We start from the raw sequence: 16,753 nt of genomic DNA, 5'->3' as shown, positions 1-16,753 counted from the left end.
TTTGTCGATCATGACTGTATTGCTGAAGACCCTGTATCGCACCAGTAAACGGTTACTGCTGGTGATCTGTTTTTTCTCTGTCAGCCAGGTGGTGGCTGCCCAGCAAACCCTTAGTAACCTGGATTTCCAGCGCTCAGCCGACAATCAGGCGCGTCTGTTTCTAGAATTTTCCCAAGCACCCTCACTACCCCAGACGCAACGCACTGAAACCGGCCTAGCACTTTACTTTGCCAACGCTCAGGTGGAAGAGCAGCTAAGACACCTCTACGATGCAGCCGATTTTAATACCCAGGTGATGACGATCAGCCTGGATCAGGAGGGCTCAGGTGCCCGGGTCCAGCTGGAAATCGAAGGCAATTACAGTTATTCCCTGCACCGCCAGCAAAATCAATTGCGTCTGGATATATCACCCCAAGAAGGTCAATCCACACAAGAACGCAATCCCGGTGGCTCCAACCTGAGTGGCTACCAATACACGGGTGAGCCGATGAGTTTCAGCTACCAGGACATCCCTGTGCGTCAACTGCTCAAGGAGATGGCTGACTTTCTCGATCTCAATTTGATTGCAGGCGAAGAAGTCACCGGCAATATCACCCTACAACTGGAAGACGTACCTTCTGATCAGGCACTGGATCTGGTGCTCACTACCCACAATCTGGCCAGCCGTCAGGTTGGCAATGTGCTTCTGGTCGCACCTGCTGATCGCCTGGTTGAACTGGAACAACAACAGTTTGCAGCCCGCCAATCCGAGGAAGCCGTCGAACCCCTGGTGGATGATTTCATTCGCGTGCACTTTGCTTCAGCTACGCAACTGCGCGATTTTATACTCGGGGAGCAGGAAGCACCGACTGCCCAACCCCCGGCTACCTCTTTGGCCCAAACCCTGATGGGCCAGGGGCTTCTGAACTCAGATGCCGAAAGCAATACCAACAACCGGCGATTTCTCTCCGAGCGCGGCCATCTGATGGTGGATCAGCGCACCAACCAGGTTTATGTCCGGGATACTGCCGAGCATGTTGAACGGGTACGCTCGATTATCGAAGCTCTGGATATTCCCGTGGACCAGGTCATGATCGAGGCCCGCATCGTGGTAGCCCGCACCGGGGTGAGCGATGAGCTGGGCGTCACCTGGGGGGCCAGTGACTCCTCCGGCTCACCCACTTCCAGCGTACTGGCAGAAAGAGCCCGCTTGGGTCCGGATGCGCGCTATGAATTTGAAGGTGCAGTTTCAGGCACCGAGGGCACGACGCTGGAATTCAATCCACAGAACGGTATCGGTTTTGGTTTTGTGAATGAAAACTTCCTGCTGGATCTGGAGCTGGCCGCACTGGAAACGGAAAACCGCAGTGAAATTATTTCACAACCCAAAGTCATCACTTCCGACCGGGTGACCGCCACCATCCGCTCGGGCGAACAGATCCCCTATCGCAAAGTAGAGGATGGCAGTGTCACCGTGGAATTCCAGAATGCAGAACTGGCTCTGGAAGTAACGCCGCAGATTACCAATGACGGTCGTATTCTCATGGAACTGCAGATCAATAATGACTCCAAGGGCGAAGAAACGGCCGACGGCTATACCATTAACAGCAATTCCGTAACTACCCAGGTTCTGGCGGATAACGGCCAAACCCTGGTGATCGGCGGTATTTTCACCTCTCAAACCCTGGAGGCGGAAGCCAAAACCCCCATTCTGGGAGACATCCCCCTGCTCGGCCTGTTATTCCGGCGTTCCTTTCAGCAGCAGGAAAAGGTAGAATTGCTCGTGTTTATTACACCCAGGGTATTGAATAACAACCTGAATCAGCCCATGACCACGAATTCTGATCACAGCGTCATGACTGAAAACCAGGCAAGACCCAGCAGAGGCACAAATACCGAAACGGGTCCCCAGCCGGTAGCCAATCAGGCAACCGCAGCTGACAGCGGCTCGGGTATCGAGTACCTTCTGGAACAACCGGAAGACCGCTTTGTGCTGCAGGTGTATGCAGATACAGACGAACAACGGGTAAAAGACTTTGTTGCCGCGCAACAGCAACCCGAAGAATTAACCTTTTTCCCTGCCTATATGGATGGAAAAGACTGGTATCTGGCAGTCTATGGAGACTATGCCAATCTGGAAGCTGCCGAAGCAGCCATCGAGGATTTGCCGCCCCATCTGCAGGCACTCAATCCCTGGCCCAGAAGCTACCGGGTTATCCATCGCTTAATTAGGGCAGGTCAGGAGTAATGCCAAGATGCAGCGTGATGACACCTGCACCACCAATATCATTCTGGTTGGTCCCATGGGGGCCGGCAAGAGTACCCTCGGGCGTCTTTTAGCCCGGGCTCTCAAGCGCCCCTTCTATGATTCCGACCAGGTCATTGAAGAGCGTTGCGGGGCTGGCATTCCCTGGATTTTTGATCTCGAAGGCGAAGAGGGTTTCCGTAACCGGGAAACCCAGATTCTGGGCGAACTTGGGCTGATGCAGGGAATCGTTCTGGCCACAGGAGGCGGCGCGGTATTACGTCCGGAAAACCGCGAGCAACTGCGCCAGAGTGGCTTGGTTATCTTTCTCAGAACCACGGTGGATCAGCAACTGGCCCGAACCCGCAAAAGCACTCATCGCCCCCTGCTGCAGACGGCCAATCCTCGCCAGCGCCTGGAGGCCATGCGTGAAGAGCGCGAGCCTCTCTACCAAGAAACAGCTCATCTGATTATCGATACCGACCAAAGACCACCCCGCCAGGTGGTCCTGGATATCAAACAGAAACTTCTTGAATACCTGGATACCTGAAGTCATGCAAAGCCTTCAACTTGACCTGGGTGAGCGCAGCTACGACATCCATATCGGCGCCGACCTGATTGATCGTGGTGATCTCATCGCCCCCCTGCTCACCGGAAAACAGGTGATGCTGGTCAGCAACACCCGTGTTGCTCCCCTGTATCTGGAGAGACTCCAGACAAGCCTGCAAAAGGCCCAGCCTTCCCTGCAAATTGAAACCTGCATTCTGCCGGATGGCGAAGCCTACAAGGACATCGACCACCTGGGAAAAATCTGGGATCGCCTGCTCCAGGCGGGCTTCAATCGCCAGGCCACCCTTATTGCCCTGGGTGGCGGCGTTATCGGCGACATGACCGGTTTTGCAGCCGCCTGCTACCAGCGAGGCGTCGCCTTCATCCAGATCCCGACGACCCTGCTGTCACAGGTCGATTCCTCGGTGGGAGGCAAAACCGGGGTCAACCACCCTCTGGGCAAGAATATGCTGGGGGCCTTCTGGCAGCCCCGTCTGGTTCTGGCTGACACCCGCAGTCTGACCACGCTGCCAGATCGTGAACTGGCCGCAGGCATGGCGGAAGTGATCAAATACGGTCTTTTAGGCGATCTACCTTTTCTGGAGTGGCTGGAACAAAACATGACTCGGCTCATGGCTGGCGACCAGGAAGCCCTGACCGAGGCCATTGCCCGCTCCTGCCAATGCAAGGCCCGCATAGTTGCTGAAGATGAACGCGAAAGCGGCAAGCGTGCTCTGCTCAATCTGGGCCACACCTTTGGCCATGCTATAGAAACCCAGATGGGCTATGGCCAGTGGCTGCATGGTGAAGCCGTTGCTGTAGGCATGTGGCTGGCTGCTGACTTGTCCCGCCGACTGGGCTGGCTGGATCAGGCTGCCTGTGACCGTGTTGAGGCCATCCTCAAGGCGGCAAAATTGCCTGTTCGCCCTCCTGCTGAAATGCAGACAGAAGATTTTCTCCGCCACATGGCTGTGGACAAGAAGAATATTGATGGCCAACTACGCCTGATACTCTTATCCCGCCTGGGTGAAGCTCAACTGCACCAGTTGACCGAAGAGGCACTGTTGAAGGCTTGTCTGAACGACGCCCTCAGCTAAAACCCCGAGAGCAGGATTACAAAAGACTACCTGCTTTTGTTGAGCAGGCGTTACAGTCTTGGCTCTGGTATGATTTAATTTGCAATTTTCGCATCCCAACTAGTCTAGGGAGTCGCTGGTATGCCATCCAGGGAACCGTCACTGAGTAGTGCAGAAGATAATTCCAGTGAAATACTGCAACGACTGGAAAGCATCAACGACCAAGCGGTTTTTTATCCGGGACGCCAACACGGCAAGCACCTGGATTTGCTGCTGCACCTCAGTCGCTACAGTAATTTGCTGCTAACCATTACCGGCCCTTCCGGTAGTGGTAAATCCCATTTAAAAAACCGGCTGCAAGAACAGCTGGATTCCGGTGTGACGGCTGTTAGCCTGGATGCCAACAAGGTTTCCCAGGGCCCTAAACTGCTTTCCAGCCTGGAAACTGCCCTGCGCCTGGAAATCCCACCACGTGCCGATAATCGTCAGTACCTGGAAGAAATTCGCAATTACACCGAATTGCTCACTGAAGATGGCGGCAGCTGCCTGATCCTGATCGACAATGCCGAAGCCCTGGACCAGGGCGCTCTGGATGTAGTCCTGGAACTGGCAACCACCAGCAATGATAGCCGCCGTCCTCACCTGGCCCTGTTTGGTCAGGAGGATCTCCTCAAGCGCCTGCATGACCGTTCCAACCAGCCACGTTTTGAAGCTGTCGGCCACCACCTGCCTCTGGAAGCTTTTGGTGAGGTAGAAGCCAGAGGCTACCTGGAACACCGCTGCCACAGTGTGGGCCTGGACCACCTGCCCCTTAATGATGATCAGTTCCACCGCGTCTACAAGGCCTCTCATGGCTGGCCGGGCCTTCTCAATAAGGCCCTGCTCCAGGAGCTGGAAAACACAGGTGCTTCTGAAGATACCAGTGCTCCAGTCACGCCTGAACCCAAGAAGGCAGCCCCCAATAAAAAGAAAAAACGCAACAAGACGCCTCTCTGGCCACTGCTGGGTGGTGCTGTCTTGCTGGCAGGTATCCTGGTTGGCTTCCTCTATTTTGACGATGTTGGCAATACCTCCATGTCGACAACCGGCATGAGCCTGATTTCCCGCTCCCAGGAGATTCGCCAGGATAGCCAGTCCGGTCCGCGCGGGCAGAGTGAAGAAGTACTTGATCGCCTGGAAAACCGCGTCCAGGATCTCCCGCCACCGGACACGGAAAGCCTGGAACCCACTCCCGAACCAAGCACTACTGAAGCGCCCGAACCCAGGGAAGAGGCTCCTGCACCAACTCAGGAAGCGGCCCAGGCCGATACACCCGATGCCACTCCGCCACCACCGGTGGAAGGCGCACAACCCGACTCACCGGACGACCGACCACCGGCTGTAACAGAAAGCAGTCCGGAGCCCGAGCCTCAGGCTGAAACCCAGCCCCTGGATACCCCGGATGCTCTTCCACCGGAAACAGCTGGCAACGAAGAAGCGGCTCCTGAAGAGCAGGCACCAGCAGAAACCAGCGAACCTGAAGTCAGCGTTGAGCCTGAGCCAGAACCCGAGCCAGAACCTCAAGTCGCGACACCTCGCTGGCAGGATCAGGGCCACCGGCGTGAAGCCTGGCTGATGGCTAGAGATCCCGGCCACTTTACCCTACAGATGCTGGCCAGTTCCGAAGAAGCGATTGCCAACGATTTTATCGACAATCAGAACACGCCGGATGACTTTGTCTACTACCGTCGTGGCCTGGCCAGTAGCCCCTGGGTGGTTGTCTATGGTGATTTTGCCAACCGGGATGCAGCAGAAGCAGCCCGTTCAGCCTTACCTGCGGCACTTCGCGACCAGCAACCCTGGCTGCGTCCCTTTTCCAGTATCCAGGAAGATTTACGCACGCGCTAACCCCCTCCTTATACACTCCAGCCCAGCCGATCAATGGCAGGCTGGAGTGCACCATATTTGCGCATAAGTTGATTTTGCACCACTTTAGAACCACTCTTCCCTTTCCAAAACCTTGCCGAATAGCTTTTCTTGAATCAATTCCTAAAGGTTATCGATTAACAAAAAAAACCGCTTTTGTCCCCTTTTTTCGTTTGGTTACTCGATGAAGCTGAGTGTAATATGCCTCACTCACCAAAATAACCGGCATGGGCATTGCAATATTTGCATAACAAGAGAGAACTCGCTTATGAATTCACACCTAAACCCACCTTTAAAGGCTGACAATCCTTCCCACCAGGTTGAAGCGAAAAACACCGGGCTTCATAAAAAGGGTGAATTTAAAGATAACTGTGGCTTTGGTCTGATCGCCCAGATGCATGGCGAAGCCAGTCACGATCTGTTGAAAACAGCGATTGAATCTCTGACCTGCATGACCCACCGTGGCGGCATTGCGTCCGACGGCAAAACCGGTGATGGCTGTGGGCTCTTGATTAAAAAGCCGGACAGCTTCCTGCGCACCCTGGCCCAAGAGAACTTTGGCCGTGACATGAACGAACGCTATGCCGTGGGCATGATTTTCCTGCCCCAGGATAGCGATCGTGCTCAGAAGGGCCGTCAGGCACTGGAACAGCAGATCCACGCCCAGGGTCTGGAAGTGGTTGGCTGGCGTGTCGTGCCCACCGACCCTTCGGTTTGTGGTGAAATTGCCCTGGCCTGCATGCCCCAGTTTGAACACCTCTTTGTTAATGCGCCCGAGGGCATGGAAGAAAAAGAGCTGGGCGTAAAACTCTTTATGGCCCGCCGCCGTGCAGAAATGGCCATGAAAGACGATGAAGACTTTTATGTCGCGTCTCTTTCCAGCAAGGTCTTGTCCTACAAGGGCCTGACCCTGCCGGTGGATCTGCCTAATTTCTACAAGGATCTGGGTGACGAGCGCATGGAAACCGCCATCTGCGTTTTCCACCAACGCTTCTCCACCAATACCGATCCCAAATGGCCGCTGGCCCAGCCTTTCCGTTATCTGGCCCACAATGGCGAAATCAACACCATCGAGGCCAACCGTAACTGGGCCAATGCCCGTAAAAAGAATTTCAAGAATGACTACCTGCCGGATATCGAAACCCTGGATCAGGTGGTCAATACCGAAGGTTCCGACTCCTCGAGCATGGATAACATGCTGGAAGTGCTGCTGACCGGTGACATGAATCTCTTCCAGGCCGTTCGCAAGATGATTCCGCCCGCTTGGCAGAATGTTCAGACCATGGATGGCGACCTGCGCGCCTTCTATGAATACAACTCCATGCACATGGAAGCCTGGGACGGCCCGGCCGGTCTGGTCATGACCGACGGCCGCTATGCTCTCTGTATGCTTGACCGCAATGGCCTGCGCCCGGCCCGTTTTGTGATTACCAAAAACGGCTACATTACCCTGGCCTCGGAAATCGGCGTCTGGAATTACAAGCCGGAAGATGTGCTGGAAAAAAGCCGTGTCGGGCCTGGCCAGATTCTGGCGGTGGACACCCTGACCGGCGACATCCTTCACACCAAGGATGTCGACGACAAACTCAAGTCGGCCAACCCTTACAAGCAGTGGTTGCGTGAGGAATCCACCTATCTGGAATCCACCCTGACGGAAACCGGCCCTCGCTTTGAAGCCATGGACCGCCAGGAACTGACCACGGCCATGAAGATGTTCAATGTCAGTCAGGAAGAGCGCAACTCCGTGCTTCTGCCCTTGGCTGATTCCGGTCAGGAAGCCGTCGGCTCCATGGGCGATGACACCCCTATGGCGGTTCTCTCCACAAAAGTTCGCCATCTGGCTGACTTCTTCCGCCAGAAATTTGCCCAGGTCACCAACCCGGCCATCGACCCGCTGCGTGAATCCATCGTCATGTCGCTGGAAACAGTGATTGGCCGGGAAATGAATGTTTTTGAAGAAAAGCCCGAATATGCCAACCGCATCATTCTGACCACCCCGGTACTGTCACCACGCAAATTCAAATCCCTGGTTGAAGACAAGCGCCCCGGTTTCGAATCCCAGTTTATCAACCTCCAGTTCAAGCCGGAGGAAGAGGGCCTCAAGCAGGCAGTCGAGCGGATTGCCCAGGAAGCCGAGGATGCCGTATGTTCCGGCAAGGTTCTGTTGGTACTCTCCGACCGCGAGGTGGAAAAAGGTCAACTGCCTGTCAATGCTGTTATGGCCACGGGTGCTGTTCACCATCGCCTGATGGCCAAGGGCCTGCGCTGTGATAGTAACCTCATCGTAGATACCGGCTGGGCACGGGATTCCCACCATATGGCTGTCCTCTTCGGTTTTGGGGCGACAGCAATCAACCCCTGGCTCAGCTACCAGGTTATTGCCGATCTGCACCGCAGTGGTGAACTTCAGGGTGAGCCTGGCGACACCCGTCGCGCCTATCGCAAGGGCATCCAGAAGGGGCTGATGAAGATCCTGTCGAAAATGGGTATTTCCACTCTACCCTCCTACCGTGGCTCCCAGCTGTTTGAAGCCGTGGGTCTGGATGATGAGGTCGTGGATCTCTGCTTTAAAGGCGTAGCCAGCCGTATTCAGGGGGCCAGTTTTGCCGACCTGCAGATGGATCAGGAACTTCTGGCGGAAACCGCCTGGCGCAAATCCGCCCGCGTCACCCAGGGCGGCCAGCTGAAGTTCGTCCACGGTGGCGAATATCACGCCTACAACCCCGATGTGGTCAAGGCACTTCAGGAAGCGGTTCAAACCGGCAGCTATCCGGCCTGGAAACGTTTTGCCAAGCTGGTTAATGAACGCCCAGCCGCTACCCTGCGTGACCTCTTGAAACTGAAAACCGCCGAGCAGGCGCTGCCCCTGGAAGAAGTGGAAAGCGTCGAAGAGCTGCTGCCGCGCTTTGATTCCGCCGGCATGTCCTTGGGTGCCCTGTCGCCTGAAGCCCATGAAGCCCTGGCCCAGGCCATGAATGAGATGGGTGCTCGCTCCAACTCCGGTGAGGGCGGCGAAGATCCGGCCCGCTATGGCACGCTGAAATCTTCCAAGATCAAACAGATTGCTTCCGGGCGCTTCGGGGTTACTCCGGCTTACCTGTCCAATGCCGAAGTACTCCAGATCAAGGTTGCCCAGGGTGCCAAGCCCGGTGAAGGTGGCCAGCTGCCTGGTGGCAAGGTGAATGCTCTGATTGCCCGTCTGCGCCATTCCGTGCCCGGCGTGACCCTGATTTCACCACCACCGCACCATGATATCTATTCCATCGAAGACCTGGCCCAGCTGATCTTCGATCTCAAGCAAATCAATCCGCGTGCTCAAGTATCGGTCAAGCTGGTCTCCGAGCCCGGAATCGGCACCATCGCAACTGGTGTCGCCAAGGCCTATGCTGACCTGATTACCGTGTCCGGCTACGATGGCGGTACCGCAGCCTCACCGCTGACCTCGATCAAGTATGCCGGTTCCCCCTGGGAGCTGGGTCTGGTCGAAGTGCAGCAGGCGCTGCGCATGAACCAACTACGTGACAAGATTCGCCTGCAAACCGATGGCGGTCTGAAAACCGGCCTGGATGTGGTCAAGGCGGCCATTCTTGGTGCCGAGAGTTTCGGCTTTGGTACTGCCCCCATGGTGGCCCTGGGCTGTAAATACCTGCGTATCTGTCACCTCAACAACTGTGCAACCGGTGTTGCTACCCAGGACGAGTACCTGCGCGAAGAACACTTCCGTGGCACCGTGGAGATGGTCAAGAACTACTTCCGCTTTATCGCTGAAGAAGTGCGCGAGATCCTTTCCGCCCTGGGAATCGCCAAGCTGACCGATTTGATTGGCCGGGTGGATCTGCTGGAAGTTCTGGAAGGCCAGACAGAGCGTCAGGGTCGTCTCGACTTCAGCCGCCTTCTGGGTAACGATGATGTTCCCGCAGATGCGCCGCATTTCTGCCAGATCGATCGCAACGTGCCTTTTGACAAGGGTGAACTGGCCGAGCGTATGGTCGCAGAATTGAAAGAGGCTCTGGATAATCAGACCGGCGGTGAATTTGAATTCACCCTGACCAATTGTGACCGCTCTATCGGTGCCAGAATCTCTGGTGAGATTGCCAGCCGCTACGGTGATGATGGTCTGGCAACCGCCCCCATCCACCTGAAACTCAAGGGTGTAGCTGGTCAGAGCTTTGGTGTCTGGAATGCCAAGGGCCTGAATATGCACCTGGAAGGGGATGCCAACGACTATGTCGGTAAAGGCATGAACGGCGGCAAGCTGGTTCTGGTTCCCCCCACAGGCAGCAGCTTTGCCAGCCACAAGACCTCCATCATGGGCAATACCTGCCTTTACGGGGCCACGGGCGGTCATCTCTATGCTGCCGGGCGTGCCGGTGAGCGCTTTGCTGTCCGTAACTCCGGGGCTACCGCCATTATCGAAGGGGCGGGTGATCACTGCTGCGAATACATGACCGGCGGTATCGTCTGTGTTCTCGGTGAGACTGGCTACAATTTTGGTGCGGGCATGACCGGCGGCTTTGCCTACGTGCTCGACCTCGACCGCACTTTTGTCGACAAATACAACCATGAACTGGTGGATCTACACCGCATCAATACCGAACAGATGGAAGGCCATCGCAACCATCTGCGCAGTATGATCCAGGGTTTTGTGGAAGAAACCAACTCAGCCTGGGGACGCAAGATCCTGCAAGAGTTTTCCGACTTTATCCGTCACTTCTGGCTGGTCAAACCCAAGGCTGCCGGCCTGGGCGATCTTCTGAAAACAACGCGGCAAAGCGCCCAGTAACCGAATTGATGACTGAGGATAACCACCATGGCTGAACGTCTGAACAATGATTTTCAATTTGTTGATGTAGGTCGTCAGGATCCTGCCAAAAAGCCGGTTTCCCTGCGTAAGAAGGCTTTCATCGAGATTTATGACACCCTGGAACCCAAGCAGGCCAAAAACCAGGCACATCGCTGTCTGGATTGTGGCAACCCCTACTGCGAATGGAAGTGTCCGGTTCATAACTACATTCCCAACTGGCTGGCCCTGGCTACCGAAGGCAATATCCAGGAAGCAGCCGAGTTGTGTCACTCCACCAATACCCTGCCCGAAGTCTGTGGCCGGGTCTGCCCCCAGGATCGCCTCTGTGAAGGTGCCTGTACCCTGAATGACGGCTTTGGTGCCGTCACCATCGGCTCGGTGGAGAAATATATTACAGAAACAGCCTTTGCCCAGGGCTGGCGTCCGGACATGAGCGAAGTTGAATGGACCGGCAAAAAAGTGGCCGTTATCGGTGCCGGCCCTGCCGGGCTGGGCTGTGCCGATGTCCTGGTACGCAATGGCGTGCGTCCGGTCGTCTTCGATAAATACCCTGAAATCGGTGGCCTGCTGACCTTTGGTATTCCCGAGTTCAAGCTGGAAAAAACCGTGATGTCACGCCGCCGCGAGATTTTTGAAAGCATGGGCATCGAATTCCGTCTCAACACCGAGATCGGCCAGGATGTCAGCATGGACGAGCTGCTCAAAGACTATGATGCCGTCTTCATGGGCATGGGTACCTACACCTACATGAAGGGTGGCTTCCCCGGCGAAGATCTGCCCGGCGTTTACGATGCCCTGGATTTCCTGATCGCCAATGTCAACCGCTGCCTGGGTTATGAAAAAGACCCGGCTGATTACATCAGCATGGAAGGTAAAAAAGTGGTGGTCCTGGGTGGCGGGGATACCGCCATGGACTGTAACCGTACCTCCATCCGCCAGAATGCACGCAGCGTTACCTGCGCCTATCGCCGTGATGAAGAAAACATGCCCGGCTCGCGTAAGGAAGTGGAAAATGCCCGCGAAGAAGGGGTCAAGTTCCTCTTCAACCGTCAGCCTATCGCTATTGTCGGTGAAGACAAGGTGGAAGGCGTCAAGGTGGTTCGCACCCAGATGGGCGAGCCTGATGAAAACGGTCGTCGCAAGCCCGAGGTAGTTCCCGGTTCGGAAGAGATCCTGCCTGCTGATGCTGTCCTCATCGCCTTTGGTTTCCGCGCCAGCCCGGCGGAATGGTTCGACAAGCACCAGATCAAAACCAATGACTGGGGACTGGTCGAGGCACCTGAAGCCGCCCGCTATCCCTTCCAGACCAGCAATGAGAAAGTCTTTGCCGGTGGCGACATGGTTCGGGGTTCCGATCTGGTGGTTACCGCCATCTGGGAAGGCCGCCAGGCTGCAGAAGGCATCTTGTCTTACCTCAAGGTTTAATTAGTCACTACCGGCTGGAACTCCGGCCGGGCCGACCCCCTTAACAAACGGCACAGCTGTCCGCATCTGCTTGCGGACGGCTCTTTGTTGCCCCCCGCGTTTACCCATAACTTATAAGAATTTAATTTTCACTCACTATAGGAAAGACCCATGAACGCAGAAATGAAAAAGTCTCAGGGACTTTACTGTGCTGATCTGGAGCATGACAGCTGCGGTATCGGTTTTGTTGCCAATCTGAAAGGCAAGAAAAGCCATCAAATCATTGAAGATGCCCTGTCCATGCTCACCTGCATGGAACACCGTGGCGGTACCGGCTTTGATGTTAAAAGCGGTGATGGTGCCGGTATTCTGATTCAGATTCCCGATGAACTCCTGCGTGCTTCGCTCCAAACCCAAGCGATCCAACTGCCTGAAGCAGGCGGTTACGGTGTGGGCATGCTTTTCCTGCCCCAGGATGCTGAAGAACGCCAAACCTGCCGCAACCTGCTGGAAAGCAGCATTCAAAAACTGGGTATGCGCCTGCTGGGTTACCGTGAAGTCCCCACCGATAATTCCGGTCTGGGTCAGGCCTCGCTGGATAATGAACCGCAAATTCAGCAGGTCTTTATTGCCCCCGGTGAAGGCTGGGAACAACAGGCCTTTGAACGCAAGCTCTATGTCCTGCGCAAGCACACCACCCACCTGGTGGAAAAATCCCTGGACAAGGCCGAAGAAAACTTTTATATCGCCTCCATGTCCACCCGCACCCTGGTATACAAGGGGCAGCTGACCACTGCCCAGGTGCGTGAATACTACCTGGATCTGCAGAACGAGAAGACCGTTTCGGCCCTGGCCATGCACCACAGCCGCTTCTCTACCAACACCTTCCCGGCCTGGCGTCTGGCCCAGCCTTTCCGCTACCTGGCTCACAATGGTGAAATCAACACGGTCAAGGGCAATATCAACTGGATGCGGGCTCGCGACGAGCTGCTTTCCAGTGATTATTTCAGCGATGAAGAATTGCAACTGCTCAAGCCGATTTGCAACACCCAGCAGTCCGACTCGGCCAATATGGACATGGTGGTGGAACTGCTGCTGTTGAGCGGGCGTCCGCTGGAAAAAGTCATGATGATGATGATTCCCGAAGCCTGGCAGAAGCAGGAAGACATGGAAGCCGTCAAACGCGCCTTCTATGAATACTATGCCTGCATCATGGAACCCTGGGATGGCCCGGCTTCGGTCTCTTTTACTGATGGCCGCGTGATTGGTGCCACCCTGGACCGTAATGGTCTGCGTCCTTCCCGTTATCTAGTCACTGAAGACGATACCCTGGTGATGGGCTCGGAAACCGGTGCCCTGGTGGTGGATGAATCCAAGGTCATTCAAAAAGGCCGTCTGCAGCCGGGTCGTATCTTTATTGCCGATCTGGAGCAGGGCCGTATTATCAGTGATGACGAGGTCAAGGCCGAGGTCTGCTCCAGCCAGCCCTATGCCGACTGGCTGAAGAAGAACAAGATCGTTCTCGATGAGCTGCCTGCTGCCCCCATCGAAGAAAGACCCCATGGCCCCAAGAGCCTGCTGCGCCGTCAACAGGCCTTTGGCTACAGCCGTGAAGATCTGGATGTCATCCTTACCGACATGGTGGGCACTGCCAAGGAGCCTCTGGGTTCCATGGGTGCGGACAATCCCCTGGCGATTCTATCCGACCAGCCCCAGCATCTGGCTAACTACTTCAAGCAGTTCTTTGCTCAGGTCACCAATCCGCCCATCGATCCCATCCGGGAAGAGATGGTGATGTCGCTGCAGACTTATGTAGGCAGCTCCCTGAACCTGCTGGATGAAACCCCCGAGCACTGCCGGATGGTGGAAATCAAGCAGCCGGTGCTGACCAATGAAGAACTGCTCAAGCTGCAGCACATTGACCACAATCACTTCCAGTCCACCACTGTGGATATTACTTTCCGTTCCACGGGCAAAGCCGGTGAACTCAAGCGGGCGCTGGATCGCATCTGCCGTCACGCGCGTGACGCCGTGGAAGATGGCTATTCCATCCTCATCCTGAGTGACCGCAAGGTGAATACCGACCATGCCGGTGTTCCCTCCCTGCTGGCAACAGCGGCGGTTCACCACTACCTGATCCGTGAAGGCCTGCGCTCTTCCACCGGTATCCTGGTGGAAGCCGGTGATGTCCGCGAAACCCATCATTTTGCCACCCTGCTGGGATATGGTGCGGCTGCGGTCAATCCCTACATGGCTTTCGAATCCCTCTACAGCCTCAGGGACCAGGGTGCTATCGCCGAAGACTGGTCCAATAACGAGCTGGTCGAGCGCTACATCAAGGCGGTCAACGGCGGTCTGCTGAAAATCTTCTCCAAGATGGGGATTTCCACCCTCCAGTCCTATCAGGGTGCCCAGATTTTCGAAGCCCTGGGTCTCAGTCAGGAAGTTATCGACAACTACTTTGCCGGAACCATCAGCCGCATCGGTGGCCTGGGACTGGATGAAATTGCCGAAGAGCGCTTGATGACCCATAGAGTCGGCTACCCGGCTGCTGCCAATACACCGGCCAGCCTGCCCCTGCGTGTCGGCGGTGACTATTCCTGGCGCAAAGGCGGTGAGCGTCACCTCTTCAGCCCCAAGGTGATTCGTCTGCTGCAACAGGCCAGTGCCACCAAGGACAAGCAACTGTTCGAGGAATACACGCGCGAAGTTGATGATCAGGCCAGAGCTGCCTTCACCCTGCGCGGTCTGCTCGACTGGAACCCCGAGCACCAGCCGGTGCCGCTGGAGGAAGTCGAGTCTGCGGAAAACATCTTCAAGCGTTTTGCTACTGGTGCCATGTCTTTCGGCTCCATCTCCTGGGAAGCCCACACCTGCCTGGCCATTGCCATGAACCGCCTGGGCGGCAAAAGCAACTCGGGTGAGGGCGGTGAAGATCCCCGTCGTTTTGTTCCTCTGGAAAACGGCGATTCCATGTTGTCCAAGATCAAGCAGGTGGCCTCCGGCCGTTTCGGGGTGACCAGTCATTACCTGACCCACGCCGAAGAGCTGCAGATCAAAATGGCGCAGGGTGCCAAGCCGGGTGAAGGCGGGCAGCTGCCCGGCCATAAGGTGGATGCCTGGATCGGTAAAACACGTCTGGCGACGCCGGGTGTGGGTCTGATTTCACCACCCCCGCACCACGACATCTACTCTATCGAAGATCTGGCCCAGCTGATCTACGACCTCAAGAATGCCAACCGTGAAGCGCGGGTTAACGTCAAACTGGTCTCCCTGGCCGGGGTCGGCACCATCGCGACGGGTGTAACCAAGGGCTATGCCGATGTTGTTCTCATTGCCGGTCACGATGGCGGTACCGGGGCCTCTCCCCTGAGCTCCATCAAGCATGCCGGTCTGCCCTGGGAACTGGGTCTGGCTGAAAGCCACCAGACGCTGGTACGCAACCGCCTGCGCAGCCGTGTCACCCTGCAGGCTGACGGCCAGATGAAAACGCCTCGTGACCTGGCCATCGCTACCCTGCTGGGTGCCGAGGAATGGGGCGTAGCAACCGCTGCCCTGGTGGCTCAAGGCTGTATCATGATGCGTAAATGCCACACCAACACCTGCCCGGTGGGCATAGCCACCCAGGATCGTGAACTGCGTGGTCGTTATAACGGCCAGGTGGAGCACGTGGTCAACTTCTTCCAGATGATGGTGGAAGGCCTGCGCGAGATCATGGCCGAGCTGGGCTTTAGAAGCATCAACGAGATGGTGGGTCAGTCCCAGTGCCTCAAGGTACGTCCACTGGGCGATCACTGGAAACTGAAGAACCTGGATCTGTCGCCTCTGCTGCATAAAGAGGAAGCCCATCCAGAAGACACCCTCTACAAATCCGTAGAGCAGAAACACCTGATCCACAAGATCATCGACCGTCGCCTGCTGGAAGATGCCCAGTCAACACTGGAAAACCAAACAGCCTTGCAACTCGACTACCCGATCGAAAACACCGACCGCAGTGTCGGCGCCATGGTCTCCAACGAGATTTCCAAGCGCTACGGTGCCGAAGGCCTGCCTGAAGACACCCTCAAGGTTCACTTCACCGGTTCTGCGGGTCAGAGCTTTGGTGTCTTCACCACTGCCGGGGTGCGTTTTGATCTGGAAGGCGATGCCAATGACTACTTTGGCAAGGGCCTGTCCGGCGGCAAGCTGGTGGTCTATCCCAACCAGAAAGCCCGCTTCAAAGCCAGTGACAACATCCTGATCGGCAACGTGGCCCTGTTTGGTGCCACCAGCGGTGAAGCCTTTATTCGCGGTCTGGCCGGTGAGCGTTTCTGTGTACGTAACTCCGGTGCCACCGCCGTGGTTGAAGGCATTGGCGATCACGGTTGTGAATACATGACCGGTGGTTGTGCCGTGATTCTTGGCGAAACCGGACGCAACTTTGCAGCCGGTATGTCTGGCGGCGTGGCTTATGTGCTCAACCGTTCCGGTCAGCTGGATGCCCGTTGCAACAAGGAAATGGTCAAGCTAGGCCCCGTTAGTGATCAAGCAGAAGCTGAACGCCTGAAAACTCTGGTTCAGAAACACTATCAGCTGACTGGCTCAGAGGTGGCTGCTGAACTCCTGGAAAACTGGGAAAAATCCCTACAGGAATTCACCCGCGTCATGCCCGTCGATTACGAACGCATGCAGGGCTATATGCAGCAGGTTCGTGAAGAAAAACAGCTGGATGATGAATACGAAGTGGCTGTTGAAGCCTTCGATCTGCACCTGAAAAAACTGGCCGACAGCAAAGCGACAGCCTAGGAGATA

7 protein-coding genes are annotated in these 16,753 nt (G+C 56.0%); all 7 read left to right on the top strand.

Annotation, left to right across the window (positions count from 1 at the left end; all coding sequences use genetic code 11):
* Nucleotides 1-10 precede the first annotated feature (10 nt).
* The 7 genes from pilQ (at nucleotide 11) to gltB (DFK18_RS05920) (ending at nucleotide 16,747) form a co-directional block, all read left to right on the top strand.
* Entirely contained in the window at nucleotides 11-2,227 is a 2,217-nt protein-coding gene (pilQ, locus tag DFK18_RS05950) for a type IV pilus secretin PilQ (RefSeq protein WP_114417322.1), read from the top strand.
* A 7-nt stretch (nucleotides 2,228-2,234) separates the two neighbouring features.
* Nucleotides 2,235-2,774, top strand: a complete 540-nt coding sequence (gene aroK / locus DFK18_RS05945) for a shikimate kinase AroK (protein WP_114417321.1) — start codon at nucleotides 2,235-2,237, stop codon at nucleotides 2,772-2,774.
* A gap of 4 nt (nucleotides 2,775-2,778) precedes the next feature.
* Nucleotides 2,779-3,870, top strand: coding sequence for a 3-dehydroquinate synthase (aroB, locus tag DFK18_RS05940; protein WP_114417320.1), 1,092 nt, complete (start codon nucleotides 2,779-2,781; stop codon nucleotides 3,868-3,870).
* 120 nt (nucleotides 3,871-3,990) lie between these two features.
* The gene (locus DFK18_RS05935; RefSeq protein WP_114417319.1) at nucleotides 3,991-5,736 is read left to right on the top strand and encodes an AAA family ATPase; all 1,746 of its coding nucleotides are present in this window, start codon (nucleotides 3,991-3,993) and stop codon (nucleotides 5,734-5,736) included.
* A 286-nt stretch (nucleotides 5,737-6,022) separates the two neighbouring features.
* Complete coding sequence (gene gltB / locus DFK18_RS05930) at nucleotides 6,023-10,537, top strand: glutamate synthase large subunit (RefSeq protein WP_114417318.1); 4,515 nt, start codon at nucleotides 6,023-6,025, stop codon at nucleotides 10,535-10,537.
* A 27-nt stretch (nucleotides 10,538-10,564) separates the two neighbouring features.
* Entirely contained in the window at nucleotides 10,565-11,983 is a 1,419-nt protein-coding gene (locus DFK18_RS05925) for an FAD-dependent oxidoreductase (protein WP_114417317.1), read from the top strand.
* Nucleotides 11,984-12,133: 150 nt separating this feature from the next.
* On the top strand, nucleotides 12,134-16,747 hold the full coding sequence (gene gltB, locus DFK18_RS05920) for a glutamate synthase large subunit (RefSeq protein WP_114417316.1): 4,614 nt from the start codon (nucleotides 12,134-12,136) through the stop codon (nucleotides 16,745-16,747).
* The last annotated feature ends 6 nt before the right edge of the window (nucleotides 16,748-16,753 follow it).

Source organism: Marinospirillum perlucidum (assembly GCF_003336805.1).
GTDB classification, from domain to species: Bacteria; Pseudomonadota; Gammaproteobacteria; order Pseudomonadales; family Halomonadaceae; genus Marinospirillum; species Marinospirillum perlucidum.
The sequence above is the reverse complement of the archived record's forward strand: the minus strand, read 5'-3'. Positions and strand labels throughout refer to the sequence as shown.